This window comes from Kluyvera sp. CRP (genome assembly GCF_019930565.1).
GTDB classification, from domain to species: domain Bacteria; phylum Pseudomonadota; class Gammaproteobacteria; order Enterobacterales; family Enterobacteriaceae; genus Kluyvera; species Kluyvera georgiana_A.
The window spans coordinates 400,047-421,353 of sequence record NZ_CP082841.1 but is presented as its reverse complement, the minus strand read 5'-3'; the positions used below and the strand labels follow the sequence as shown (position 1 = coordinate 421,353).

Here is a 21,307-nt window from a genome sequence, read left to right as displayed (position 1 = left end):
GCCCTCCTGGCTGGGAGGGCATCAGGTCTTGCGGCTATTGGCGTAAACCGGCAAACGCCGCGCGAATCTCTTCTTCCGGCAGTTGGATGCCAATAAACACCAGCGTGCTGTGCGGCGTTTCGTCGCCCCACGGTCGGTCCCAGTCGGCGCTGTACAAGCGCTGTACGCCCTGGAACAGCAGGCGGTTTGGCTCGCCGTCAATCCACAGCATTCCCTTGTAGCGCAGCAGCTTGTCGGCGAAGTCCAGCAGGAGATTCTCCATCACGCGGGAGACGTCGCTGATATCCACCGGGTAATCCAGCTCCACCACAATCGACGACACGTCGTTTTGCTTGTCGGCCATAAAGTGGAAGCGTGGTGTTGAGGTGATGTTCTCTTCCAGCATAAAGCCGTTGGTGTTGAACAGCAGGCCGAGGTCGATATCGCCGTGGGTAACGGTGTAAATCGGCGCGCGGGCGTTGATGCGCGTCAGCCGCTGGCGCAGCTTTTCGCTTTCGCCGGCGACATCGGTTTTGGTGAGCAGAATGCGGTCGGCGTAGCCTACCTGCGACTGGGCGATGGTGAACTGATTCATCTGATCGTTAGCATGTACCGCGTCAACCAGCGCAATCACGCCGTCCAGCAGGTAGCGTTCGCACAGCACGTCGTGGGAGAAAAAGGTCTGAATGATCGGGCCGGGGTCGGCCATGCCGGTGCATTCAATCACCAGGCGGTCAAAGTGGATGTTGCCGTTGTCGAGGTTATCAAGCAGGTCGAGCAGCGCGTCTTCCAGCTCGATAGAGCGGGTGCAGCAAATGCAGCCGTTGGTCAGGGTTTTGATCTGCGTGGCGCGGTCGCCAATCAGCTGGTCGTCGACCGAGACCTCGCCGAATTCGTTTTCAATCACGGCAATTTTGAAGCCGTGCTGCTCGTTGAGAATGTGGCGCAGCAGGGTGGTTTTGCCCGCGCCGAGGAAACCGGTAAGTAGAGTGACTGCAATCGGTGCCATGTTGTCTCCTTTTAGCAGCAGCGCATGCCGCCTTTTCCGTCGCCGCCGTAGCGTGCCTGCTGGCGCTCGCGGAAGAACTCTTCGTAGGTCATGTACGGCTTATCCGGATGGTTGGTCTGCATATGCTCGACGTAGTTGTCGTAATCCGGAATGCCAATCAGCATTTTCGCCGCCTGACCGAGGTATTTTTTTGCTTGTCCTAAGTTACCAAACATAGACCATCCTGATAAGACAAAGCCCGACGAGGTTATCTCTATCGGGCTGGGGAACACGTTTTCCCTCACCCCGGCCCTCTCCCGGCGGGAGAGGGAGGGTTCGGTGGATTAGTGGTGCGAAGAAGTCTTCACGCCGCCTTCCGGTACCGGCACGTACGGTGTCTCTTTGTCGGTACGTTTATCGCTATTGCGCACCTGCATCCAGGTTTTGAAACCGTAGAAGATGATGCTGTACACCACCACCAGGAACAGAATGCTCAGGCCCGCGTTGGTGTAGTTGTTGATAACGATATGGTTCATGTTGGCAATCTGCTGTGCGGTCAGTTCGCCACCGGCGGCAATCTTCTCTTTGTACTGGTTAGCCATGTAGAAGAAGCCTTCCATCTGCGGGTTGGAGCTGAACAGCTTCAGGCCCAGCGCCCAGGTGGTGCAGATCAGCAGCCATACTGCCGGGATGGTGGTCACCCAGATGTATTTGGTGCGCTTCATCTTAATCAGGATAACGGTGCCCAGGACCAGCGCCACGGCGGCCAGCATCTGGTTAGAGATGCCGAACAGCGGCCACAGGCTCTTCACGCCGCCCAGCGGGTCAACCACGCCTTGATACAGCAGGTAGCCCCACAGACCGACGCAGCCCGCGGTAGCGACCACGCCAGCCACCAGAGAGTCGGTTTTCTTCAGGAACGGCACGAAGTTACCGAGCAAATCCTGCAGCATAAAGCGGCCCGCACGGGTACCGGCGTCCAGCGCGGTGAGGATAAACAGCGCTTCGAACAGAATACCGAAGTGGTACCAGAAGCCCATGTCAGCCATCGGCAGGACTTTGTGGAACACGTGAGCAATACCGACAGCCAGCGTAGGCGCGCCGCCCGCGCGGTTCAGGACCGACGGTTCGCCGATGTCTTTCGCGGTTTGCAGGATCTGCTCTGGCGAAATCACGAAGCCCCAGGAACTGACGGTCGCCGCCGCATGCGCGGTCACATCTTTCAACTGCGCAGCGATCAGCGCCGCGTTCTCACCGCCCATTTCGTGCAGGTTCGGCATCGTGATGCCAAGGCCCGCTGGCGGGGTGTTCATCGCAAAGTACAGGCCAGGCTCGATAATGGAGGCCGCAACCAGCGCCATAATCGCCACGAACGACTCCATCAGCATCGCGCCGTAACCGATAAAGCGCGCGTCGGTTTCATTCGCCAGCAGCTTCGGCGTGGTGCCGGAGGAGATCAGCGCGTGGAAGCCTGAAACGGCGCCACAGGCGATGGTGATAAACAGGAACGGGAACAGCGCGCCTTTCCACAACGGGCCGGTACCGTCGATGTACTGGGTTACCGCCGGCATTTTCAGATCCGGGTTGAGGATCACGATGCCCAGCGCCAGGCCGACGATAACGCCGATTTTCAGGAAAGTGGCGAGGTAGTCGCGCGGTGCCAGAATCAGCCATACCGGCAGCAGAGCGGAGATAAAGGCGTAGCCAATCAGCGCGAAGGTGATGGTGGTGTCTTTAAAGGTCAGCGCCGGGCCCCAGTACGGGTCGTGGGCAATCACGCCGCCGAAGTAGATGGAAGCCACCAGCAGCACGATACCAATTACCGACACTTCACCGACGCGGCCCGGGCGGATAAAGCGCATGTAGATACCCATAAACAGCGCAATCGGCACGGTCGAGCAGACGGTGAACACGCCCCACGGGCTTTCCGCCAGCGCTTTCACCACGATCAGCGCCAGCACGGCGAGGATGATGATCATAATCAGGAAGCAGCCGAACAGGGCAATCGAACCCGGCACGCGGCCCATCTCTTCTTTGACCATTTCACCCAGCGAGGAACCGTTACGGCGCGTGGAGATAAACAGCACCATAAAGTCCTGCACCGCGCCCGCGAGCACCACGCCCGCCAGCAGCCACAGCGTACCCGGCAGGTAGCCCATCTGCGCGGCCAGTACCGGCCCCACCAGCGGACCTGCGCCGGCAATCGCGGCGAAGTGGTGGCCGAACAGCACGTAGCGGTTGGTCGGCACGTAGTTCAGGCCATCGTTGTTAATGACCGCCGGCGTCGCGCGCGTCGGGTCGAGCTTCATCACCTTCTGGGCGATGTACAGGCTGTAGTAGCGATAGGCCACCAGATAAACGGAAACCGACGCCACGACGATCCACAGGGCACTGACGTGCTCACCGCGGCGCAGAGCGACGACCGAGAGGCAAAACGCACCGATGATTCCGAGAATCACCCAGGGTATGTGCTTGAATAGCTTTTTCGTATCCATAGTAAAACCTGGTTTTTAAGATTAATAATCAGCCGAAGCTGCCGTTGTTTTTTGGGTTTGGGGGTTGAGGAGGTCTTGATTCTGCTGATGAGTTTGCCAGACCTACGCGCGCGTAAAGTTGGGTAAATGGGTGAGCGGTTAAAAGCGGAGGCTAAGCGGTCACTTTTCGCGGTAAGCGGTTGGGCAACCTTTGTCCTACGCGGAAATATGTGATTGAGATCGCAAGTTTTTTTCCCGTCGCCGTTTCCCTACGCGCAACTACGTATGATTAAAAACCAATAAAAAACACTATTGTCACTAATTGATCACAACTCAGGGGGATGACCGTCTCCACGCCGCTGCTTTTTCCCGACTATTGGCTCAACCCGGCCGGTGAGCCATTCAGCCCGCTGGCCTGTACCCCTAAAAAGGATTAACACAATGAATAATAAGCGGCTAAAAGCACTTTGTTGGGTTCTGGGCGCGGGAATCTTGTGGCCAGCGGTAGGGCACTCCGCCACGGAATTACGCATGTCGTGGTGGGGCGGCAACCAGCGCCATCAGGCGACCACCGAGGCGATTAAAGCCTTCGAAGCACAGAACCCTGACGTCAAAATCAATACCGAACCGAGCGGCTGGGATGGTTACTTATCGCGTTTGAGTACCCAACTGGCAGGGAACACCGAACCGGACGTGATGCAGATTAACTGGAACTGGCTGGTGATGTTCTCAAAAAACGGCGACGGGTTTTACGATATTAACCGCCAGTCGTCGATTATCGACCTCAGCCAGTTCTCCAGCCAGGGCAAGCAACTGGTGACGATGAACGGCAAGCTGAACGGCGTGCCGGTGGCCATGACCGGTCGCTCGATGTACTACAACCCCGAACTGTGGAAAAAAGCGGGCGTTGCCTATCCGCAAACCTGGGAGCAGATGATTGCCGCGGGGCCGGTGTTTAAAACCAAGCTGGGAGACGACTACTATCCGTTTATCCTCGCCAATCACGACACCACCATCATGACGTTTCTGAACTCCTATATGGTACAGAAATACAATATCCCGATGATTGACCCGCAGAAGAAAGACTTTACCTACACCCGTGAGCAGTGGCTGGATTATTTCGGCATGTATAAGAAGCTGGTGGACAATCATGTTATCCCGTCTATGAAGTACCTTTCATCCTTTGGTAAAGCCAACGCCTGGGAAATTAAACCGTGGCTGGACGGCAAAATTGGCGGCGTGCACACCTGGAGCACCGACGGCACCTTTGCCGGCAGCCTGCGCGCGCCTGCGCATCTGGAAGTGGGGCCTTATCCAATGCTGCCCGGCGCGACCGATGCCGGCATCTTCTTTAAACCGGCGATGATGTTCTCCATCGGTAAAAACAGCAAACACCCGGAGCTGGCGGCGAAGCTGATTAACTTCCTGCTTAATGACCCACAGGGCATTAAAGCGATGGGCCTCCAGCGCGGCGTACCGCTGAGCGCCGAGGCCGTCAAGGTCTTGCAGCAGGAAGGCGTGTTGGATAACAGCCAGATTCAGGTGCAGGGGCTGGCACAGGTGGATCAACTGATGGGCAAAATCGAACCGTCACCGTGGTTTGAAAACCCGCAACTGCTGTCCTACTTCCTTGATGCCGTTCAACGCTATGACTACGGGCAGCTCACCCTCGAACAACTGGCCGATGAATTCCCTCAGCGCGCGCAGCGTGTGCTGAAAAAGATCATGTAATTGAGGTGGTTATGTCGCAATTATTAAAAGAGTCCATTTTAAGCAAGCTGGATACCCTGTTTAATGAAGTGATTGTGGTGCGCACCGATGACGCCGAGCTGAAAAAACAGAAAGTTATCGCTTCTGACCTGTCGATTGAAAACTGGGACTGGTCGCAGGGCGTGGGGATTTATGGTATCTGGCGTCTCTATCAGATTACCCGCGAGCCGCGCTACCTTGACTATTTGAAGGGCTGGTTCTCACGGCGCATGGTCGAAGGGCTGCCGGAGAAAAATATCAACCGGATGGCGCCGATGCTGACCGCCACCTGTATGGCGGCGGAACTCGGCGAAACGGGCTGGCTGGCGGATATCGCCGAGTACGCCGACTGGATCGACACGCGCCTGCTGCGCACCCAGGAAAACGGCTATACCCACTGTACCAGCGACCATCTCAACGAAGAGCAGCTGTGGGTCGACACGCTGTTTATGAGCGGTCTGTTCCACGCCAGGGCGTCGCAGCTGCTCAATAAACCGCACTACATGGACGATGTGGCGTATCAATTCTTACTGCACATCAAATACCTCGTTGACCGTCGCAGCGGGCTGTGGATGCACGGCTGGAGCTTTATCGAGCGCAACAACTACGGTGCGGCGCTGTGGGGGCGCGGTAACGGCTGGGCGGCGGTCGGCAGCGTCGATTTTCTGGAGATGGCAAACGCGGATACCGCCAACACGCGGTTTATCCGCGAGGCGTTTCTCCGCCAGATGCAGGCGGCGGTGCACTACCAGCATAACAACGGGATGTGGTCGACGTTAATCGATCACCCTGAGAGCTATCAGGAGGCGTCAGGGACCGCGGGGCTGACCTATGCGTTGCTGAAAGGCGCGCGGCTGGGTCTTTTGGATAACCGCTGCCGCGACGCGGGTTGGGCGGGCATCCAGGCGCTGATTGCACGGATTAACGATCAAGGGGAAGTGGCTGACGTGTCGGCGGGCACATCGGTGGGGCGCGACCTCCAGCACTATCTGGATATTCGCGTTCGTCAGCGCGCCTACGGGCAGTCGCTGGCCATGCTGGCGCTAGGGGAAGCGCTTGCCCATTTAAACGGATAACTTAAGGACAAGGTCATGACGACAAACCCTTGCGCGGTGCTGAGCGTCGAGGAAGAGCAAAACATTCTGGCGCGGATCCATGATCCGCGCATTCCTTCAGCCGAGGTGAACGTGCGCGATTTTGGCGCCGTCGGCGACGGCGTCACGCTGGACACGCAGGCGATTCAGCGGGCTATCGCTTATCTCCACCGCCAGGGTGGCGGCAGGGTGATTGTGCCCGCCGGGCGCTATCTTACCGGCTCTCTAGCGCTGCTCAGTCATATAAATCTGCATCTGGACAGCCCGCAGAGCGTGCTGTTGTTCACGACCGAGACCACCGAAGCGCACTACCCGCTGGCCTTCGGCCACTGGGAGTGCTCGCCGCTGTGGAACTACCGGGCGCTGATTTACGCCTGCGATGCGCAAAATATTGCGCTCACCGGGCGAGGCGTGCTGGACGGTCAGGCCAGCGACGGCGTCTGGTGGCACTGGACGCATCAGATTGAGCACGCCTGGTCGACCTCCGCCCGCAACCTGCAGCGCCCCGCCAGCCTGCGGCTGCGTGAAATGAACCTCAACGGTGTGCCGGTGGCGGAGCGGCGCTTTGGCGACGGGCACTACCTGCGGCCCATGTTTATCCAGACGCTGCGCTGTCAGAATGTGCTGCTGGAAGGCGTCACGCTACGCAATTCGCCGATGTGGCAGGTGAATCCGGTCATGTGTCGCAACGTCACCATCCGACGCATGACGCTACGCTCCCATGGCCACAATAACGATGGCGTCGATCCCGAAAGCTGCTGTGATGTGCTGATTGAAGACAACCTGTTCGACTCCGGCGATGACTGCATCGCCATAAAATCCGGGCGCGATCGCGACGGGCGTGAAGCCAACATTCCCTGTGAAAACATCATCATCCGCAATAACCGTTTTGCCGACGGTCACGGCGGTATTGCGCTGGGCAGCGAGATGAGCGGCGGCATTCGCAACGTGTTTGCCGTGGGGAATGAATTTGACAGTCCGGCGCTAACCTACCCGCTACGTCTCAAGGCTAACGCCCTGCGCGGCGGCGTAATCGAAAACATCTGGCTGCGTCACTCGCGGGTTAAACGGGTGCGTGACGCGGTGGTTCACGCCACCATGAACTATGCCGAGGGTGTCTACGGCAGTCATCTACCGCGTTTCCGCAATATCGTGATTGAAGACCTGGAAGCGAGCGGCGGTGAATACGGTCTGTTTATTGAAGGTCTGGCGCAGTCGCCGATTGAAGGTCTGGTGCTGAAGGATATTCGCATCACCGACGTCGACCATCCGCTGCATGCCGCCCACTGGGGCAGCGGCGTGAAGATGGAAAACGTCACCATTAACGGGCTGGCGTACCCTCGACCGGTGCAGCTTTTCATTCGCGGACTGCCGCAGGTGGGTGACTATCTGCGGGCGATTGCGCAGTTGCCGGGTGATGATGAAGCGGTCCTGCATTATTCGTGGTGGCTGGGAAAAACGGCGGAAGGGCCAATGACGCCGCTGGGCGAGGGCGATATTCTGGCGCTGACGCCGACCATGGCCGGGCGCTTCGTGCGCTGCCGGGTCAACCACGGTGAGATGAGCCTGCTGAGTAAACCGTGGCTGATTCAGCCGGAAGGCAGCATCGATCTGGCGAACGGCAATTCGGTTAATGCCGGTATTTTGCGCGCGCGCGGAGTGATCGAAGAGGAAAGCGGCGCGGAGTGTATTACCCGCTTTGAACTGGCGCAGATGATCATTCGCCTGTGGGGATTGCAGTATCAGCCGTCGAATGGAGTCGTCATCCAGGATATTGCCCCGGACTCCGTCTGGTATCCTGGCATTGCCGCGCTGATTCAGCGCGGCATGATGGCGCTGGTGCAGGGCAAGTTCCTGCCCGACAGGCCGATCCGCCGTGAAGAAGCGGCCACGGTGGCGATGATGAGCTGCGGCGTATCGTACCGTAACGCATCAACGATGCTGCAATCGACCTTCACAGACGGACGTATCCTGCGTGATATCTACCTGACTAACGCCCAGCGGGCGGTGGCTTTTGGCTTTATGCGCTGCGATGAAGAAGGGCGCTTCCGTCCGCGCCGCTATCTGCGCCGCCATGAGGCGCTGGAGATGCTGTTGGCGATTGGTCACTTCATGGGCGATCAGGATGCGCCGCAGCGGCAGGTGAAGCCGCTGCGCTAGCGAAATTAACGGCGAGCGGTTTGATCGATCGAACGGATCATCGACTGTTTCGCCGTCATTAAATGGTTGCGCAGCGCCAGGGTGGCGTCGATCTCGTTACGGCAGATCAGCGCGATCAGGATCATCATATGTTCATCAATGGCGATAATATTACGCTGCTTAAGATCGCTTTCATCCCACTGATAGTGGAAGTGGAAAATAACCGAGATAATCTCCAGTGATTGATTGAAAAATATATTATCAGCAGCCGAAAGTAATAATGCATGAAAATCCCGATCGAGCTGGGAGAATGTTTTTACGTTATCGCCAATGCGATCTCTTAATTGGCGATGATGTTCCAGTAATGTTTTCGCCTGCAGCCAGTGAGGATCGCCATCGGGCAAATTAAGGAAGCGCTGAAGGGCGTGTAATTCCAGCATTTCGCGTAATTCAAAAAGCTGCTCGGCGTAGGCTCGGTCAAATTCTTTCATGCGCCAGAAGCCGCGTTTTTCGCTGACAATCAGATTATAGCGACCAAATTTTAGCAAATATTCCCTGGCGGCCACCGGGCTGACCCCGGCCATTTTTGCCAGCGCTATTTCGCTCATCACTTCCCCGGCCTTCAGCTGCCGCTGGTTAATCATCGAAAAGAACGCCTGTTCAAAAATCTGCGTCTGCTCTTCGAGCGGCGCCTGGGTGCATTCGAAGCCGTCCAGCGCATCGGGTTTACGTAGCACGATGTAATCATTGCCAATTTTTTCCAGCACGCCGCGCTGTTGCAGATGGGTGAGAATGTGCCTGACGGTGGTGCGGCTAATGTTGTACATCTCGGCCAGCGCCGACTGCACCGGCAGCGGAGAGGGGATATGGCCGCGGGCGATACCTTCAATAATCTGGTTCACCACGCTACGGCGTAAATTCTGCGAACGGCTCATGCTGACATCCTCCTGATAATCATTAAAAACGAATTTAAAACCTATTTCTGCGTTGGCATTCACAAGAATTTGTGGCGTGACTGCTGAATTATTACGAAATCCACAATAACAAGGAGAACAAAAAAGGAGAAGTTCAAATGAATATTATGAAAGCGTTAGTTTGTCAGCAACCGGGTGAATGGGCATGGCAATCAAGAAATATTCCAAAGCCACAAAAAGATGAGGTGTTAATAAAAATAAAAACGGTAGGGATATGTGGCACCGATATCCATGCATGGGGCGGTAAACAGCCTTTTTTCAGCTACCCACGGGTATTAGGGCATGAAATTTGCGGCGATATTGTTGAGGTCGGCAGCGAGGCGCAACAATGGCAGATTGGGCAGCAGGTGGCGGTGATCCCCTATGTGGGTTGCAATACCTGTAGCGCCTGTCGCGAGGGGCGCGGCAACTGCTGCGAGAATATCGCGGTGATCGGCGTGCATCGCGACGGCGGCTTTAGCGAATATCTTTGCGTACCGCAGCAGAACGTACTGCTGGCGGAAGGGATTGCGCCGGAAGCCGTTGCGCTCATTGAACCGTTCGCCATCAGCGCCCATGCGGTGCGGCGCGCGGCGGTACGGGCGGGGGATGAGGTGCTGGTGGTTGGCGCGGGGCCAATCGGTCTGGGCGCGGCTGCCATTGCCAAAGCGGAAGGCGCGCGGGTCGTGGTGGCGGATGTCAGCGATGAACGACGTGCGCATGTGACGGATCAGCTGGATCTTCCAGCGCTGGACCCGCTGGCGGCGGATTTCGACGCCCGGCTGCGCAGCCTGTTTGGCGGCAATCTGGCGCAAAAGATCGTGGATGCGACCGGAAATCCGCAGTCAATGAACCGTGCGGTGGATCTGATCCGTCACGCTGGCAGCATCGTGTTTGTTGGTTTGTTTAAGGGCGATCTGCAGTTTTCCGATCCGGAGTTTCATAAAAAAGAGACCACCCTGATGGGCAGTCGCAACGCCACCGCCGAGGATTTTGCCCGCGTTGGCGAACTGATGCGCAGCGGCGAGCTGAGTGCCGGAATGCTACTGACCCACCGGTTGCGCTTTAGCGAACTGGGTAGCACCTTTGAGCGCGACGTCATCAATAATCCACGGTTGATTAAAGGCGTGATAGAGTTTGCAGAGAACATCGACGGCGCCTCCGGGTATTAATGTGATTTAAATCACTGCGTTAACCAAGTAAAACCTGCGCCTCCGTCTACGCTTTATGCCAGTAAAACAATAATACGGAGAACTACATGACAACGGTCAACATCGCACTCAACGACGCTTACACGCTGGCCTTCGAGGTCCTGCGTGCCAACGGTTTTTCACAACCTCATGCCGACGCCATCGCGCGTAACGTAACGGCGGGTGAACGCGACGGCTGCGCATCGCACGGCCTGTGGCGTCTGCTCGGCATTGTGGAAACCCTGCGCAAAGGCAAAGTTTCGCCGGACGCCGAACCGACGATCGTCGATCAGGCTCCGGCGATCGTCAAAGCTGATGCGCATGGCGCGTACTCGCTGTGCGCGTATGAACAGGCGCTGCCGCTACTGATTGAAAAGGCGCGCCACTGCGGCATTGCGGCGTTGGCGATCAACCGTTGCGTGCATTTCTCCGCGCTGTTTGCCGATGTTGAGCCGTTGACCGAGGTTGGGTTGGTGGGCTACGCCTGCACACCGAGCCACGCATGGGTGGCGCCAGCCGGCGGAACCCAGCCGCTGTTTGGCACCAACCCGATTGCGTTTGGTTGGCCGCGCGGTGACAAGCCGCCGTTTATCTTCGATATGGCGACCAGCGCGGCGGCGCGGGGTGAAATTCAGCTCCATCAGCGGGCCGGTAAAGCGATTCCGGAGGGCTGGGGTATCGATAGCGACGGTCAGCCGACCACCGATCCGCAGGCGGTACTCGACGGTGCGATGCTGACATTCGGCGGACATAAAGGATCTGCGCTGGCTGCTATGGTGGAACTGTTCGCCGGGCCGCTGATTGGCGATATGACCAGCGCCGAATCGCTGGCGTGGGATAACGGCGCGGGTGGCCTGCCTTACGGCGGTGAGCTGATTCTGGCGCTTGACCCAGCACGGTTCCTCGGCGATGACGCTGCATCCCATCTGGCGCGCGCCGAGACGCTGTTTAGCGGCATGCAGGCGCAGGGGGCGCGACTACCGGGTGAGCGTCGCTACCAGGCGCGCCAGCAGAGTGAACAGCAGGGGTTGAATCTTTCGCGTAGCCTGTATGAGGAAATCTGCGCGCTGCGTAAATAGCCTCTCTGAGTAGGCCGGATAAGGCGGAGCCGCCATCCGGCAATTTGTGCCGCTCTGCCTGGTGGCGCTACGCTTATCAGGCCTACATCCACTCTGGACGCGACGACAACGCCATGGCCTCGCGTCAATCCATAACGTCCGAATATTCCACCTTCCCCGCGTATTAATAGTCACATTTTCTATAAAGTTTTTCCTTTCGCCGCCGAAAATTCGTTATTCGTCTGGAGGAAAGAGAAACATGTTAAAGCGTATTAAAATCGTCACCAGCCTTGTGCTGGTTTTGGTGTTGTTTGGCTTGTTGCAAATGGTCTCAGGGGGCCTGTTCTTTAACTCACTGAAGCATGACAAAGAGAACTTCACTATCTTACAAACCGTGCGTCAGCAGCAGTCCGGGCTGAACGGCAGCTGGGTTGCCCTGCTGCAAACCCGCAACACGCTTAACCGCGCCGGGATCCGCTACATGATGGATCAGAACAACATCGGTAGCGGCGCCACCGTTGCCGAGCTGATGCAGATTGCCACGAAATCGCTGGCTGAAGCGGAAAAACGCTGGGCCGAGTATGAAGCGATGCCGCGCGACCCGCGGCAAAGTGAAGCCGCGGCGCTGGAAATTAAGCGTAACTACGATATCTATCACGGCGCGCTGGCGGAGCTGATTCAGCTGCTGGGGGCCGGCAAGATTAACGACTTCTTCGACCAGCCGACCCAAGGTTATCAGGATGGTTTTGAGAAAGCGTACGTCAACTATTTGCAACAGAACGACAGCCTCTACGAGCTTGCGGTAAAGGACAGCAATGCATCTTATACCCAGGCGATGTGGATCCTGTTCGGCGTGATGATTGCCGTGCTGGCGGTGATCGTCACCGTCTGGCTGGGCGTACGTAAGACGCTGATTGCGCCGCTCAATCGTCTCATTGACAGCATTCGTCATATTGCCGGTGGCGATCTGGTGAAACGCATTGATGTGGAAAGCGATAACGAAATGGGCCAGCTGGCGCATTCGCTGCGTCATATGCAGGGTGAGCTGGCGCGCACCGTCGGGGAAGTGCGTCAGGGTGCCGATGCCATATACAGCGGCGCGAGTGAAATCGCGATGGGTAATAACGATCTTTCCTCGCGTACCGAGCAGCAGGCGGCTTCGCTGGAAGAGACCGCCGCCAGCATGGAAGAGCTGACCGCAACCGTGAAGCAGAACGCCGAAAACGCGCGCCAGGCCAGCCATCTGGCGCTGAGTGCGTCGGAAACCGCGCAGAAGGGCGGTAAAGTGGTCGATAATGTTGTGCAGACGATGCGCGATATTACCGCCAGTTCGCAGAAAATTGCCGATATTATTAGCGTTATTGACGGAATTGCCTTCCAGACCAATATCCTGGCGCTGAACGCTGCGGTCGAAGCCGCCCGTGCGGGCGAACAGGGCCGAGGTTTTGCGGTGGTGGCCGGTGAAGTGCGTAATCTGGCGCAGCGCAGTGCCCAGGCGGCGCGTGAGATTAAGAGTCTGATTGAAGATTCGGTTAATCGTGTCGATCTCGGCTCCACGCTGGTGGAAAGCGCCGGGGAAACCATGGATGAGATCGTGAATGCGGTGACCCGTGTGACCGACATCATGGGGGAAATCGCCTCTGCATCGGATGAACAGAGCCGCGGTATCGATCAGGTGGGTCTGGCGGTGGCCGAGATGGATCGCGTGACCCAGCAGAACGCCTCGCTGGTGGAAGAGTCCGCCGCCGCCGCCGCTGCGCTGGAAGAGCAGGCCAGCCGCTTGACGCAGGCCGTTGCGGTATTCCGCATCCAGCAAAATCAGACCAACAGCGGGCGCGAAACGGTGAGCGCTGCGCCGATGCCTGCGCCGACCCTGCTGCGTAAAGCGGCAGCAACCGACGGTGGGGAAAACTGGGAAACCTTCTGACCCGGATGCGCCCTTTAACGGGCGCGTTAACGTAGTGCCAGGCGCATGGCGCAGCGAGACTCCGCTGCCAGGCCGTGCGCCGCTTCTTCACGCAGTTTTTGCCGCAGCGCGTCGCTAAGTAATGCCTCAGGCACGATTTCAAACCCCATCCGCGCATACCACGGCGCATTCCACGGCACCTCGCGAAATGTTGTGAGCGTGAGAGCACTGAAGCCTTTTTCTCGCGCCTGTTCGATCGCATAAGCCATCAGGCGACGGCCAAGACCGCGCCCCTGCCAGTCAAGGTGGAGCGAAAACTCGACGATAAAAAGCGAAGCGTTGTGCGCTTCCGCCAGCAGAAAACCCACGGGACGATTGTCTGCCAGCGCTAACCAGCTCATGGCCTGGCTGACGAAGTGCTGATGACGTTCGGCGCAGATCACCGGGCCGGCGGCGAGCCAGCTGAATTCAGGCAATAGCATGAAGCGCTGCGCGGCGGCGCGTTCAATCGCCGGTAGGGCGGAAATATCCGCCGGGGATGTCGGACGAAAGGTGTAGATCATGCGCTGAGTATAACCTGATGCCTGATACCCGTGTGACCGTTATCCGGCGCAGAGCAGAATCGGCGAGTAAAAATTGCTGATAACCACGGCTTTATCCGGCGTTGTGCGGATGCTCAGCAACCTTTTCTGACCTGCGGTAATGCCCAGTGCGTACTGTTCAAACACCCCTGCAGGCACGTTATCGTGGCCAAATTTTTCTACCTGGGTGATGTACAGCTGATAGAACGATTCATGCACGTACTGCCAGTTAAAGCTTTCCTGACGTGAGACCTTCATGTTCTGGCCGTTATTCATTACATCGCCGTTGATATTGAAATAGCCCGTACCGTTCGGCGTAAAGTGCATCACGACCATCCCTTCAAAGGTGAAATGGTTATCCAGGCGGCTATCTTTGTAGGTCAGGCTGCCCTGGCAGGTCATGGAAAGGCGCGTGCTTTGGTGTATCCACAGCAATGTACCGAGGATCAGCAGCGCATTGAGTGCGATGATGCAAAAAAGTTTTTTCTTCTGTTTCACTCTCTACCACTCGTAAAAGTACAGCGTCTGGCAGGTGCTGGCCTTGCTGCGAAACTGGGAACACTGCGACAGGACCAGGCGGCCTTCTTCGCCATAGAGAACGGGATCCTGAATATGTATGTAAAAAATTGAGCTGGGCAGGCAGGAGAAAGCGCCTTCATTTTTGATCTGTCCGAGCAGCGTCTGGGCTTGCTTTTGGAATACGTCAGAGAGCGGCGCCAGCGTATAGACCGGACAACTGTCGATGTGAGCCAGCAGATATGGCTCAATTTGCTGGCGCTGGGTATTCCAGATGAGCGCGGCGGCGCACAGGAGCGTCACGGTGGCGGTCACGATACCATAAAGCCAGTTTCGTCTTTTGGGGACCGCGCGTTTGCTGCTTACCGGCGCGGGCGCAGAGACGGGCGCATTGAGCGGCACGACGCTGATATCCGCGCTGAGCATAAACCCGACTTTGGGAACGGTGACGATAAACAGGTTGTCTGGCACCATCCCTGCCAGCATTTTGCGCAGGATGCTGATGTACTGATTCAAGGAGTTGCTCGACCCGCGCAGGCCGCGATCGTCCCATACCTGCTGGAGAAAGACCTCGCGTTCGACCACCATCCCGTGATGGGCAATCAGCAGGTTCAGGATGGTTTGCGCCGTACAGGTCAGCGTCTGACTCTCGGCGTCAGCGCTTTGTAAGGCCAGTGAACCATCCTCGTTGTCATACACGATGGCATCGGCAAGCAGGTATTTCATGAAATTGTCAGCGATCCGCCTAAGAGAAAAAAGAGTGACCCGGTGCGGGAAGGAAACTGTACCGTGAATTGTTATCGGTAACATTGATCCAGGCCGCGCATTATTTAGATTAATAAGTGAGCGTCACCACAACATTATCGCTAAACAGGCCCGTGCCGGTGAGGGGTTGCGTTGGCACCGTGCCATACACGGTGACCGTCTGCACACTCCCGTCGTGATGACTCATTTCCATCGTATTGTTTCCCGGTGTTTCGCCCCATGGGCGGGTGGCGGCGGCATCCTGCCAGAGGGCGTATTGCAGACACTGCTGGCGATCGTTACACATCTGGCGCTGAGTACCCGAGGCATGCTCACCACGGCTGATGCCCAGTGAATAAGTGGTACCAACCGGGCAGCGCGCGCGAATGCTGGCCGTCGAGGCCAGACGGGACGTCAACGCCGTGCTGCCCACGGTGCCAAAGCTGAGCGACGTGACGCTCTGAATAAAGCAGCTATCGGAGAGCGTGGCGCTGGCGTTGGATGAGGCATCCGTCGCTACCCCCTGCCACTTACCATCCTGACAACTGGCAAGCGTCTCTTTTCGGGTAGCGCTGTTCCACGTCAGTTTCAGCCCCAAAGTATAGTTGAAGTAGCTACGCACCGGCAGGTTGCTTTGCCCGGCGGGAATGGTGGCGAGCAGTGGAAAGCTGCCGCTGGAGGTCTGATTGCCGCCTATCGTTAGCGTGGTTTGCAGCGCGCGTCCCGCGCCGCCAGAGGTCAGTTCCAGGCTGTTATCCAGCGTGCTGTAAAGACGAAACAACATCGTGTACTGCTTACCTTCTTCATCTGCGTTGGAGGTCATTTTAAACGGTGCCGATTCCAGGCTGTTCAGACAGATGTTGAAGTAGCGCGTTTCGCCGTAATCGGCGTAGCAGGTGAACTTTACGCTTGACTGCGCCGAGCCGGGATTGCCCGCGACCAGCGTGCCGAAGGCGGTGGAGGCGCCCTGAGTTATCCAGCAGTTAGCGGCTTGTGCGCGGCTTGAAAGCAGCGCGAGCGTCAACAGTAGCAGTAAGGTGAGGGGCAATTTTAATGACACAACAAGGTTCCCAGATTGAGCATCGTGGCAGAGGAGGGCGCGGTGGGAAACGTTACGTTGCAGTAGCCAATCGGCGTATGAATACGTAATGAACCCGGCATTGGCGGGTTTTCCAGCCAGATATAGCCGTCACGCCCGACAACAGACTCCACGCCGGGATAGCTGACGCTGCTGCCGACCGGGATCGGTTGGTGCTGGTGGTCGAAAAGTTGGGCCGACACCAGGCGTGCGCGATGCACCTGAAAATCGACCTTCACCGCCGTGGTCATCCCGGGCCGGGCATGAATTTCGGTTAACGGTGTAACGATCTCCGGCGGTAGACTGAGTGGGTCGAGCGAGATTTTGGCGTTATGGTAGAGCGGTAAATCCGTCAGCAGCAGATAGCCGTTTTTATCGGTTTTGCCCGCTTGACGGTTTTCGACGGCGATGGGCACATCGCCAATACCGTTCGTGGAGATCAACGCGATTCCCTGCCGGTTGTAGCGCAGCGCATAGGGGTGATTTTCCAGCAGCATCATCGAACCTTCTCCGCTGAGATAGCGGTTGGCGCTGCTCTGGTCACGGTCCAGTCCCGCATGCCACTCGCCGTATTGGCCAAGGTAGCCGATATCCGCATGCGCCTGGCGCGACGCGCTGCCCATGTTCTGGCTTACCTGCCACGACCAGCCGCCCAATTGGCTATCCGGCTGGTGGCGATAATCCCAGCGAGACGAGGGATTTCCCGCCTGGAGTGAGAGTGAGTCGCGGTTGCCCAGCGGAACGGAGAGCATGAGCTGGAAGGTTTTATCACCGCTGTTCAGCGCATGGGTAAACCCCAGCGTGGCTGACACCCGGTTATGAAAGGATTTTGACCAGCTGGCGTTGAGGTAGCGGGCGCTATCCTGACGTACCCAGCCAACGCCCAGCGTTCCCCAGTCGGGGACGGTTTGACTCATCCACACGTTATCGCTGTGTTGTACCGGCAGGCTACCGCTAACGCGGGCGATATCTGCCCAGGCGTTGCTGCTGCGGCTGGTATTCGCGGAGAGCCCGAGTCCTTGAGTATTCCACTGGTAACCGATACCCCATTTGTTCCCTTCTCCTTGCGGACTTTGGCTGACGGCCGTGTGACCGCTGATAATTCCGGCCAGCGGTGAGATCAACCAGTCGCTGGCGATACCGATGTTGTGTGCGTCGCGATGTTGCTCAGTGTGGCCGCTGACCGTCAGGCGATTACTTACGCCGTAGCGCCAGCCCGCGTCGAGCAGCGGTGAGGCGGCGTAATCGTTAGAGCGCGTGGCATAGTTTTTTCGTAGCCAGCCGACGTCCAGCGAACTGCTGCTCACGCCTTGCGCCAGCATATCCGGCGCGCCGTACAGATCGAGCGTGACTTCGCGGCGCTGGCCGTTGATGTCGGTGATGACAACCTGCGCCTGCCCACTGCCGGAAAAGGTGGGCAAGGTATCGAGAATGTAGCTGCCAGGCGTGACCTGCTGGTGGCTTTGCTGCAGCCCATCAATGTACAAGTCGACGGTAGACGGCAGCACCACACTATCGCTGAACTGCGCGCGTGGCGCGGTGTTCAACTGTGGATCGAGCTGGAAATTACGCGCCAGATGCAGGCCAGCGAAACGTACCTGACGGCTCCAGCTAACACCGGTAGTCACGTTGTCGCCAAGCGCAACGCTGGTGAGCCACTGCGGGAAGTCGTGCTGCCAGGTGGTCATCAACCGGGTCTGCGTGGTGCCCTCGTCGTGTTGCCCGTGTGGAAATCGGCTGTTCATACTGCTGCTGAGCTGCCCCGGTAGCCAGCCGGAGGTTTGTAGCTGGCTTTGCAGGCTGGTTTGCTGTTGGCTGGCGGCCTCGCTGGAATAAAGGGAATAGTCGAGCGTGAGGTTGCCCAGCGGCTGGGCCTGTTGGGCGTATGTGAAAGTGGAATGTGGCTGACTTTCCAGATGCTGGACGTGTGTTAGCGCCTGCTCTGGAAGGGTAAGCGACAGCTGCTGTTGCAGACTGTCGAAGTTGACCTGAATGTCTGGCAGAGTGGACAGATTGAGCCACCCCGCGTTCGCCTGCTCAGATGCAATACCCAACTTGACCGCATCGTGAGTGGCTATCCACAGCGCATTATCCACCACACGCACGGCCCACAGTCCATCGTAAGCGTAGTGGTTAACGGTGACGGAAAGGTATTGCGTGTTGGCGGTGGGAGGTTCAGCGTGAAGGGTCATCGACAGAAGCCACAGCAGCAGAATGCACGTTAAGCAGGCTGGCTTGGGTATGTTCATTCAGATACGCGCGCAGGGAAGAAGGCGGATGGCGATGAAGCTGTTTAAACGGCAGCACGAATCGTTGACCGGGTAGGACGTAACCTGCCAGCCCGGAGAGCGTTTGCGCCACCTGTCCCTGCGCGTCGATCGCCTCGACGTGACTCAGGCGTATATGCACAGTACCCTTGTTCTGACAGCTGATGCTGGCATCCTGTCGCGTACAGGTGAGCTGAGTATCTTCAGCTTTGCTCTCCGTTTGCTCGCTGGCGATAAACAAGGGAATGGAGTAGCGCAGCAGAAAATGGACGCCGTTCTGCTCCGTGCCAGCCTGATGCCCGCCGGGGAGCTCATCAACCAGCAGTCGGAAGCTCTGTTCCTGTGGGTGGGCCATGGGGTTGAGCACCACAATGCGCACCAACTGCTGCTGCCCCGGTTTCAATGCGGTCACTGCCGGACTGCTGACGATGTCGTCGGTCAGCGTCAGCACGTCTTTGCCCTCTGACTGCGACCAGTCATACACGCGAATCTGCGCATGGATTGGCTCACTGCCGGTGTTGGTCAAATACAAGGCCGTCGCCCGCTGGGTAGCATTAAGGTTCAGCATTACCGGTGCAACCTGGAGCGTGGCGCTGATGGCATAGCGAGCGAAAACCACGATCACGGCCAGCCAGCAAAGGGCAAAGAGGGTGATTCTGCGCATCTTAGTACACCAGATTTAGCGTGACGTTATCGCTGTACAGGCCCGCTTTGGCGTTGGTCAGCGCGCCTGCTTCGATAACGCCAACAATCGTTTCTGACTGCGGCTGCCCAGTTCCGGTGCCTTCAATGCCGCCGCTAGCGTTCACCGGCGTTTTCTTGCTTTCATCCGAATAGAGCCGATAAGCGATGTTCTGCGCATTGATACTGCTGTCCTCGGGCTTAAGCCAGAAGGTTCCGTCGCTTTCGCCGTCACTGCTGGCCGCTGACAGGGTAAACGGCGTGCCGTTGGTACACAGAACACTTAGCTGGGTCATCGCGTTGATTTCGCTGGCTTCATCGGAGCCATGGCTAGCGAAGTTGAGATCGTTGGCCTGCAGCGTGCAGGATTTCAGCACCTCAAGCGAGACATGCATCGTTGCTGTCGCTGAGCTATTGGCTAGCGCAGTTTGATAAATTGCACACAATAAGCTGAAAATGACGAGGGGCATCCTTTTCATGGTGAACTCCGATAAATGAAATCACTCAGTGGTTTAATAAGCCTATTTTTTCGGCATGATGAATGCGCAGAGAATAAATTCGACGATGCGATTAAAGATATCTTTATCTGCTAAATCTAAGCTTATTCCTGATAATGTAATAAAAATGTTCAGTGTAAGTTTCTGAGGTATTTCCTTCCGGAAACACTCGCGTAATTCTTGCTTCGCAACAGATATGATTTCCCTGGTTTATTACTGATGAAGCGAATGGTTTTCTATCGTTCTTATTTTTCGGTGTAATTCCGCTAGCGTATTGCAATGGAATTTCGCCATCGCATTTCGTCGATGTGTATAGATCGTTTTAGGGGATTTATGCAGCATACGGGCAATGGTATTGGGGGAAAAACCCATAATTATCAGCAAGCAGATGTGGATCTCTGAGTGTGTTAACGGTGATTCTTTACGCATGCAGCGGCGAAATTCAGGGTGCTTAAGCTGCTGGGTGAGCTGCTTTATCGACAGTTTGTCGCTGAGTACGCAAACGCGCCCTGGCGGCAGAAACTGCTGGATTTCCTGCGTCCGATTCTCTTCGGTAATGATCAGCCATTTTGTTTCGCTATTATCACAGAGGATCTTTTCGCGCAGTTCAAAGACGCAGTTGTCATTGTCTTTATTAAACCACTGTAGTGTGGGGGCGGGGTTAACCATATAAGGAAGTGCATGTTTCACTCCCTGCCACAGGAAATAATTTTTACTCAGGATTACCAGCTGATAAGGTGCAAACATATTGATTACTTATTCCACAGAAAACCTTGACCATAATTAGCGTGAGAATCACAGGCTAATTGATAGTCAGCGAGCGTTTCGATGCCTTCCACAAGGACTTCATCGGCAATCTTTTGGCAACAACGGGCCAGCTTAAAAAATGGTTCTTTGCATTTGCGTGCCGTCCAGAACGCGTGTTTATCAATTTTGGCCCCGGAAAAGTGATAATTCTGTTCAACCAGGCAGGGCAAAATGTCGTCATGAACGTCGTCAGCCCAGACGGCAATCCCCATTCCTCTTACGACGTTGATACACGCACGTAGCTGCTGACTCTTCGCAGGGGTCAGCGCCATCAGTTGATCCAGATCGGTCAGCTCAACGGCAATGCGTTCGGGCGCGACAACCTGCTCTTCGAGCTGTTGCAAAAAGTGAGGTGTCAGCATGACGTCCGCGCTGGCGTTCAGGTAATACTTGCCGGAGCCCGCGGTGTTGATCACATGCGCAAGCTGGGCGAAGAAAAGTTCGACTCTGGCATCGAGGGCCAGGTTGCTGAAAAAATGCTCGAGGTTTATCTGATCTGCTGCGGTTGAGAGAACTTCCCAGGCAACGATACGTTCATTATGTAAGACGCGGATGGATTCGAATTTATAACCTGTGAGCATGATTACGCAGCAATGTTGACCAATG

General features: G+C 56.8%; 19 protein-coding genes. 6 read left to right on the top strand and 13 right to left on the bottom strand.

The window, feature by feature from the left end:
* Window positions 1–34: 34 nt before the first annotated feature.
* The 3 genes from yjiA to btsT form a co-directional block, all read right to left on the bottom strand.
* Window positions 35–988: a GTPase gene (yjiA, locus tag K7B04_RS01940; protein ID WP_223803393.1), complete on the bottom strand. Its 954-nt coding sequence runs from the start codon at window positions 986–988 to the stop codon at window positions 35–37.
* Between the two features lie 11 nt (window positions 989–999).
* A complete protein-coding gene (locus tag K7B04_RS01935; protein ID WP_035893372.1) occupies window positions 1,000–1,203 on the bottom strand; it encodes a YbdD/YjiX family protein in 204 nt (67 codons plus the stop codon).
* Window positions 1,204–1,311: 108 nt separating this feature from the next.
* Window positions 1,312–3,462 (bottom strand): pyruvate/proton symporter BtsT, encoded by a 2,151-nt coding sequence (btsT, locus tag K7B04_RS01930; protein WP_065357081.1) that lies wholly within the window; start codon window positions 3,460–3,462, stop codon window positions 1,312–1,314.
* A 420-nt stretch (window positions 3,463–3,882) separates the two neighbouring features.
* On the opposite strand from btsT, the gene K7B04_RS01925 reads away from it, so the two are divergent.
* The 3 genes from K7B04_RS01925 to K7B04_RS01915 are packed head-to-tail and all read left to right on the top strand — an operon-like array spanning window position 3,883 to window position 8,444.
* Window positions 3,883–5,172 carry an ABC transporter substrate-binding protein gene (locus K7B04_RS01925; protein WP_223803392.1) on the top strand — a complete coding sequence of 430 codons (1,290 nt, stop codon included), beginning with the start codon at window positions 3,883–3,885 and terminating at the stop codon, window positions 5,170–5,172.
* An 11-nt stretch (window positions 5,173–5,183) separates the two neighbouring features.
* Window positions 5,184–6,266: a glycoside hydrolase family 88 protein gene (locus K7B04_RS01920; RefSeq protein ID WP_223803391.1), complete on the top strand. Its 1,083-nt coding sequence runs from the start codon at window positions 5,184–5,186 to the stop codon at window positions 6,264–6,266.
* A 15-nt stretch (window positions 6,267–6,281) separates the two neighbouring features.
* Window positions 6,282–8,444: a glycosyl hydrolase family 28 protein gene (locus K7B04_RS01915; RefSeq protein ID WP_223803390.1), complete on the top strand. Its 2,163-nt coding sequence runs from the start codon at window positions 6,282–6,284 to the stop codon at window positions 8,442–8,444.
* 5 nt (window positions 8,445–8,449) lie between these two features.
* On the opposite strand, the gene K7B04_RS01910 is transcribed toward K7B04_RS01915, so the two are convergent.
* Window positions 8,450–9,358, bottom strand: a complete 909-nt coding sequence (locus K7B04_RS01910) for a GntR family transcriptional regulator (RefSeq protein WP_163448841.1) — start codon at window positions 9,356–9,358, stop codon at window positions 8,450–8,452.
* Window positions 9,359–9,504: 146 nt separating this feature from the next.
* Between K7B04_RS01910 and K7B04_RS01905 the strand changes: the two genes are divergently transcribed.
* From K7B04_RS01905 to tsr, 3 genes are all read left to right on the top strand, one after another.
* Window positions 9,505–10,548 carry a zinc-binding alcohol dehydrogenase family protein gene (locus tag K7B04_RS01905; protein ID WP_275957288.1) on the top strand — a complete coding sequence of 348 codons (1,044 nt, stop codon included), beginning with the start codon at window positions 9,505–9,507 and terminating at the stop codon, window positions 10,546–10,548.
* Between the two features lie 86 nt (window positions 10,549–10,634).
* On the top strand, window positions 10,635–11,645 hold the full coding sequence (locus K7B04_RS01900) for an Ldh family oxidoreductase (RefSeq protein WP_163448839.1): 1,011 nt from the start codon (window positions 10,635–10,637) through the stop codon (window positions 11,643–11,645).
* Window positions 11,646–11,883: 238 nt separating this feature from the next.
* Window positions 11,884–13,551 (top strand): methyl-accepting chemotaxis protein, encoded by a 1,668-nt coding sequence (gene tsr / locus K7B04_RS01895; RefSeq protein ID WP_223803389.1) that lies wholly within the window; start codon window positions 11,884–11,886, stop codon window positions 13,549–13,551.
* A gap of 26 nt (window positions 13,552–13,577) precedes the next feature.
* On the opposite strand, the gene K7B04_RS01890 is transcribed toward tsr, so the two are convergent.
* The 9 genes from K7B04_RS01890 to K7B04_RS01850 all read right to left on the bottom strand — a co-directional run bounded on the left by K7B04_RS01890 (window position 13,578) and on the right by K7B04_RS01850 (window position 21,282).
* The gene (locus K7B04_RS01890) at window positions 13,578–14,093 is read right to left on the bottom strand and encodes a GNAT family N-acetyltransferase (protein ID WP_223803388.1); all 516 of its coding nucleotides are present in this window, start codon (window positions 14,091–14,093) and stop codon (window positions 13,578–13,580) included.
* A gap of 39 nt (window positions 14,094–14,132) precedes the next feature.
* Window positions 14,133–14,609 carry a hypothetical protein gene (locus tag K7B04_RS01885; RefSeq protein WP_223803387.1) on the bottom strand — a complete coding sequence of 159 codons (477 nt, stop codon included), beginning with the start codon at window positions 14,607–14,609 and terminating at the stop codon, window positions 14,133–14,135.
* Window positions 14,610–14,612: 3 nt separating this feature from the next.
* Window positions 14,613–15,353, bottom strand: coding sequence for a winged helix-turn-helix domain-containing protein (locus K7B04_RS01880; RefSeq protein WP_223803386.1), 741 nt, complete (start codon window positions 15,351–15,353; stop codon window positions 14,613–14,615).
* 109 nt (window positions 15,354–15,462) lie between these two features.
* Window positions 15,463–16,431 carry a spore coat U domain-containing protein gene (locus K7B04_RS01875; RefSeq protein WP_223803385.1) on the bottom strand — a complete coding sequence of 323 codons (969 nt, stop codon included), beginning with the start codon at window positions 16,429–16,431 and terminating at the stop codon, window positions 15,463–15,465.
* A complete protein-coding gene (locus K7B04_RS01870) occupies window positions 16,422–18,641 on the bottom strand; it encodes a fimbria/pilus outer membrane usher protein (protein WP_223803384.1) in 2,220 nt (739 codons plus the stop codon). Before K7B04_RS01870 ends, K7B04_RS01875 begins: the two co-directional genes overlap by 10 nt.
* Window positions 18,625–19,380 (bottom strand): molecular chaperone, encoded by a 756-nt coding sequence (locus K7B04_RS01865; protein ID WP_223803383.1) that lies wholly within the window; start codon window positions 19,378–19,380, stop codon window positions 18,625–18,627. The genes K7B04_RS01870 and K7B04_RS01865 overlap by 17 nt, the downstream gene beginning before the upstream one ends.
* Window position 19,381: 1 nt before the next feature.
* Window positions 19,382–19,876 carry a spore coat U domain-containing protein gene (locus K7B04_RS01860; protein ID WP_223803382.1) on the bottom strand — a complete coding sequence of 165 codons (495 nt, stop codon included), beginning with the start codon at window positions 19,874–19,876 and terminating at the stop codon, window positions 19,382–19,384.
* Window positions 19,877–20,107: 231 nt separating this feature from the next.
* Window positions 20,108–20,641 carry a LuxR C-terminal-related transcriptional regulator gene (locus K7B04_RS01855; protein WP_163448831.1) on the bottom strand — a complete coding sequence of 178 codons (534 nt, stop codon included), beginning with the start codon at window positions 20,639–20,641 and terminating at the stop codon, window positions 20,108–20,110.
* A gap of 5 nt (window positions 20,642–20,646) precedes the next feature.
* The gene (locus K7B04_RS01850; RefSeq protein ID WP_223803381.1) at window positions 20,647–21,282 is read right to left on the bottom strand and encodes an EAL domain-containing protein; all 636 of its coding nucleotides are present in this window, start codon (window positions 21,280–21,282) and stop codon (window positions 20,647–20,649) included.
* Window positions 21,283–21,307: the final 25 nt, after the last annotated feature.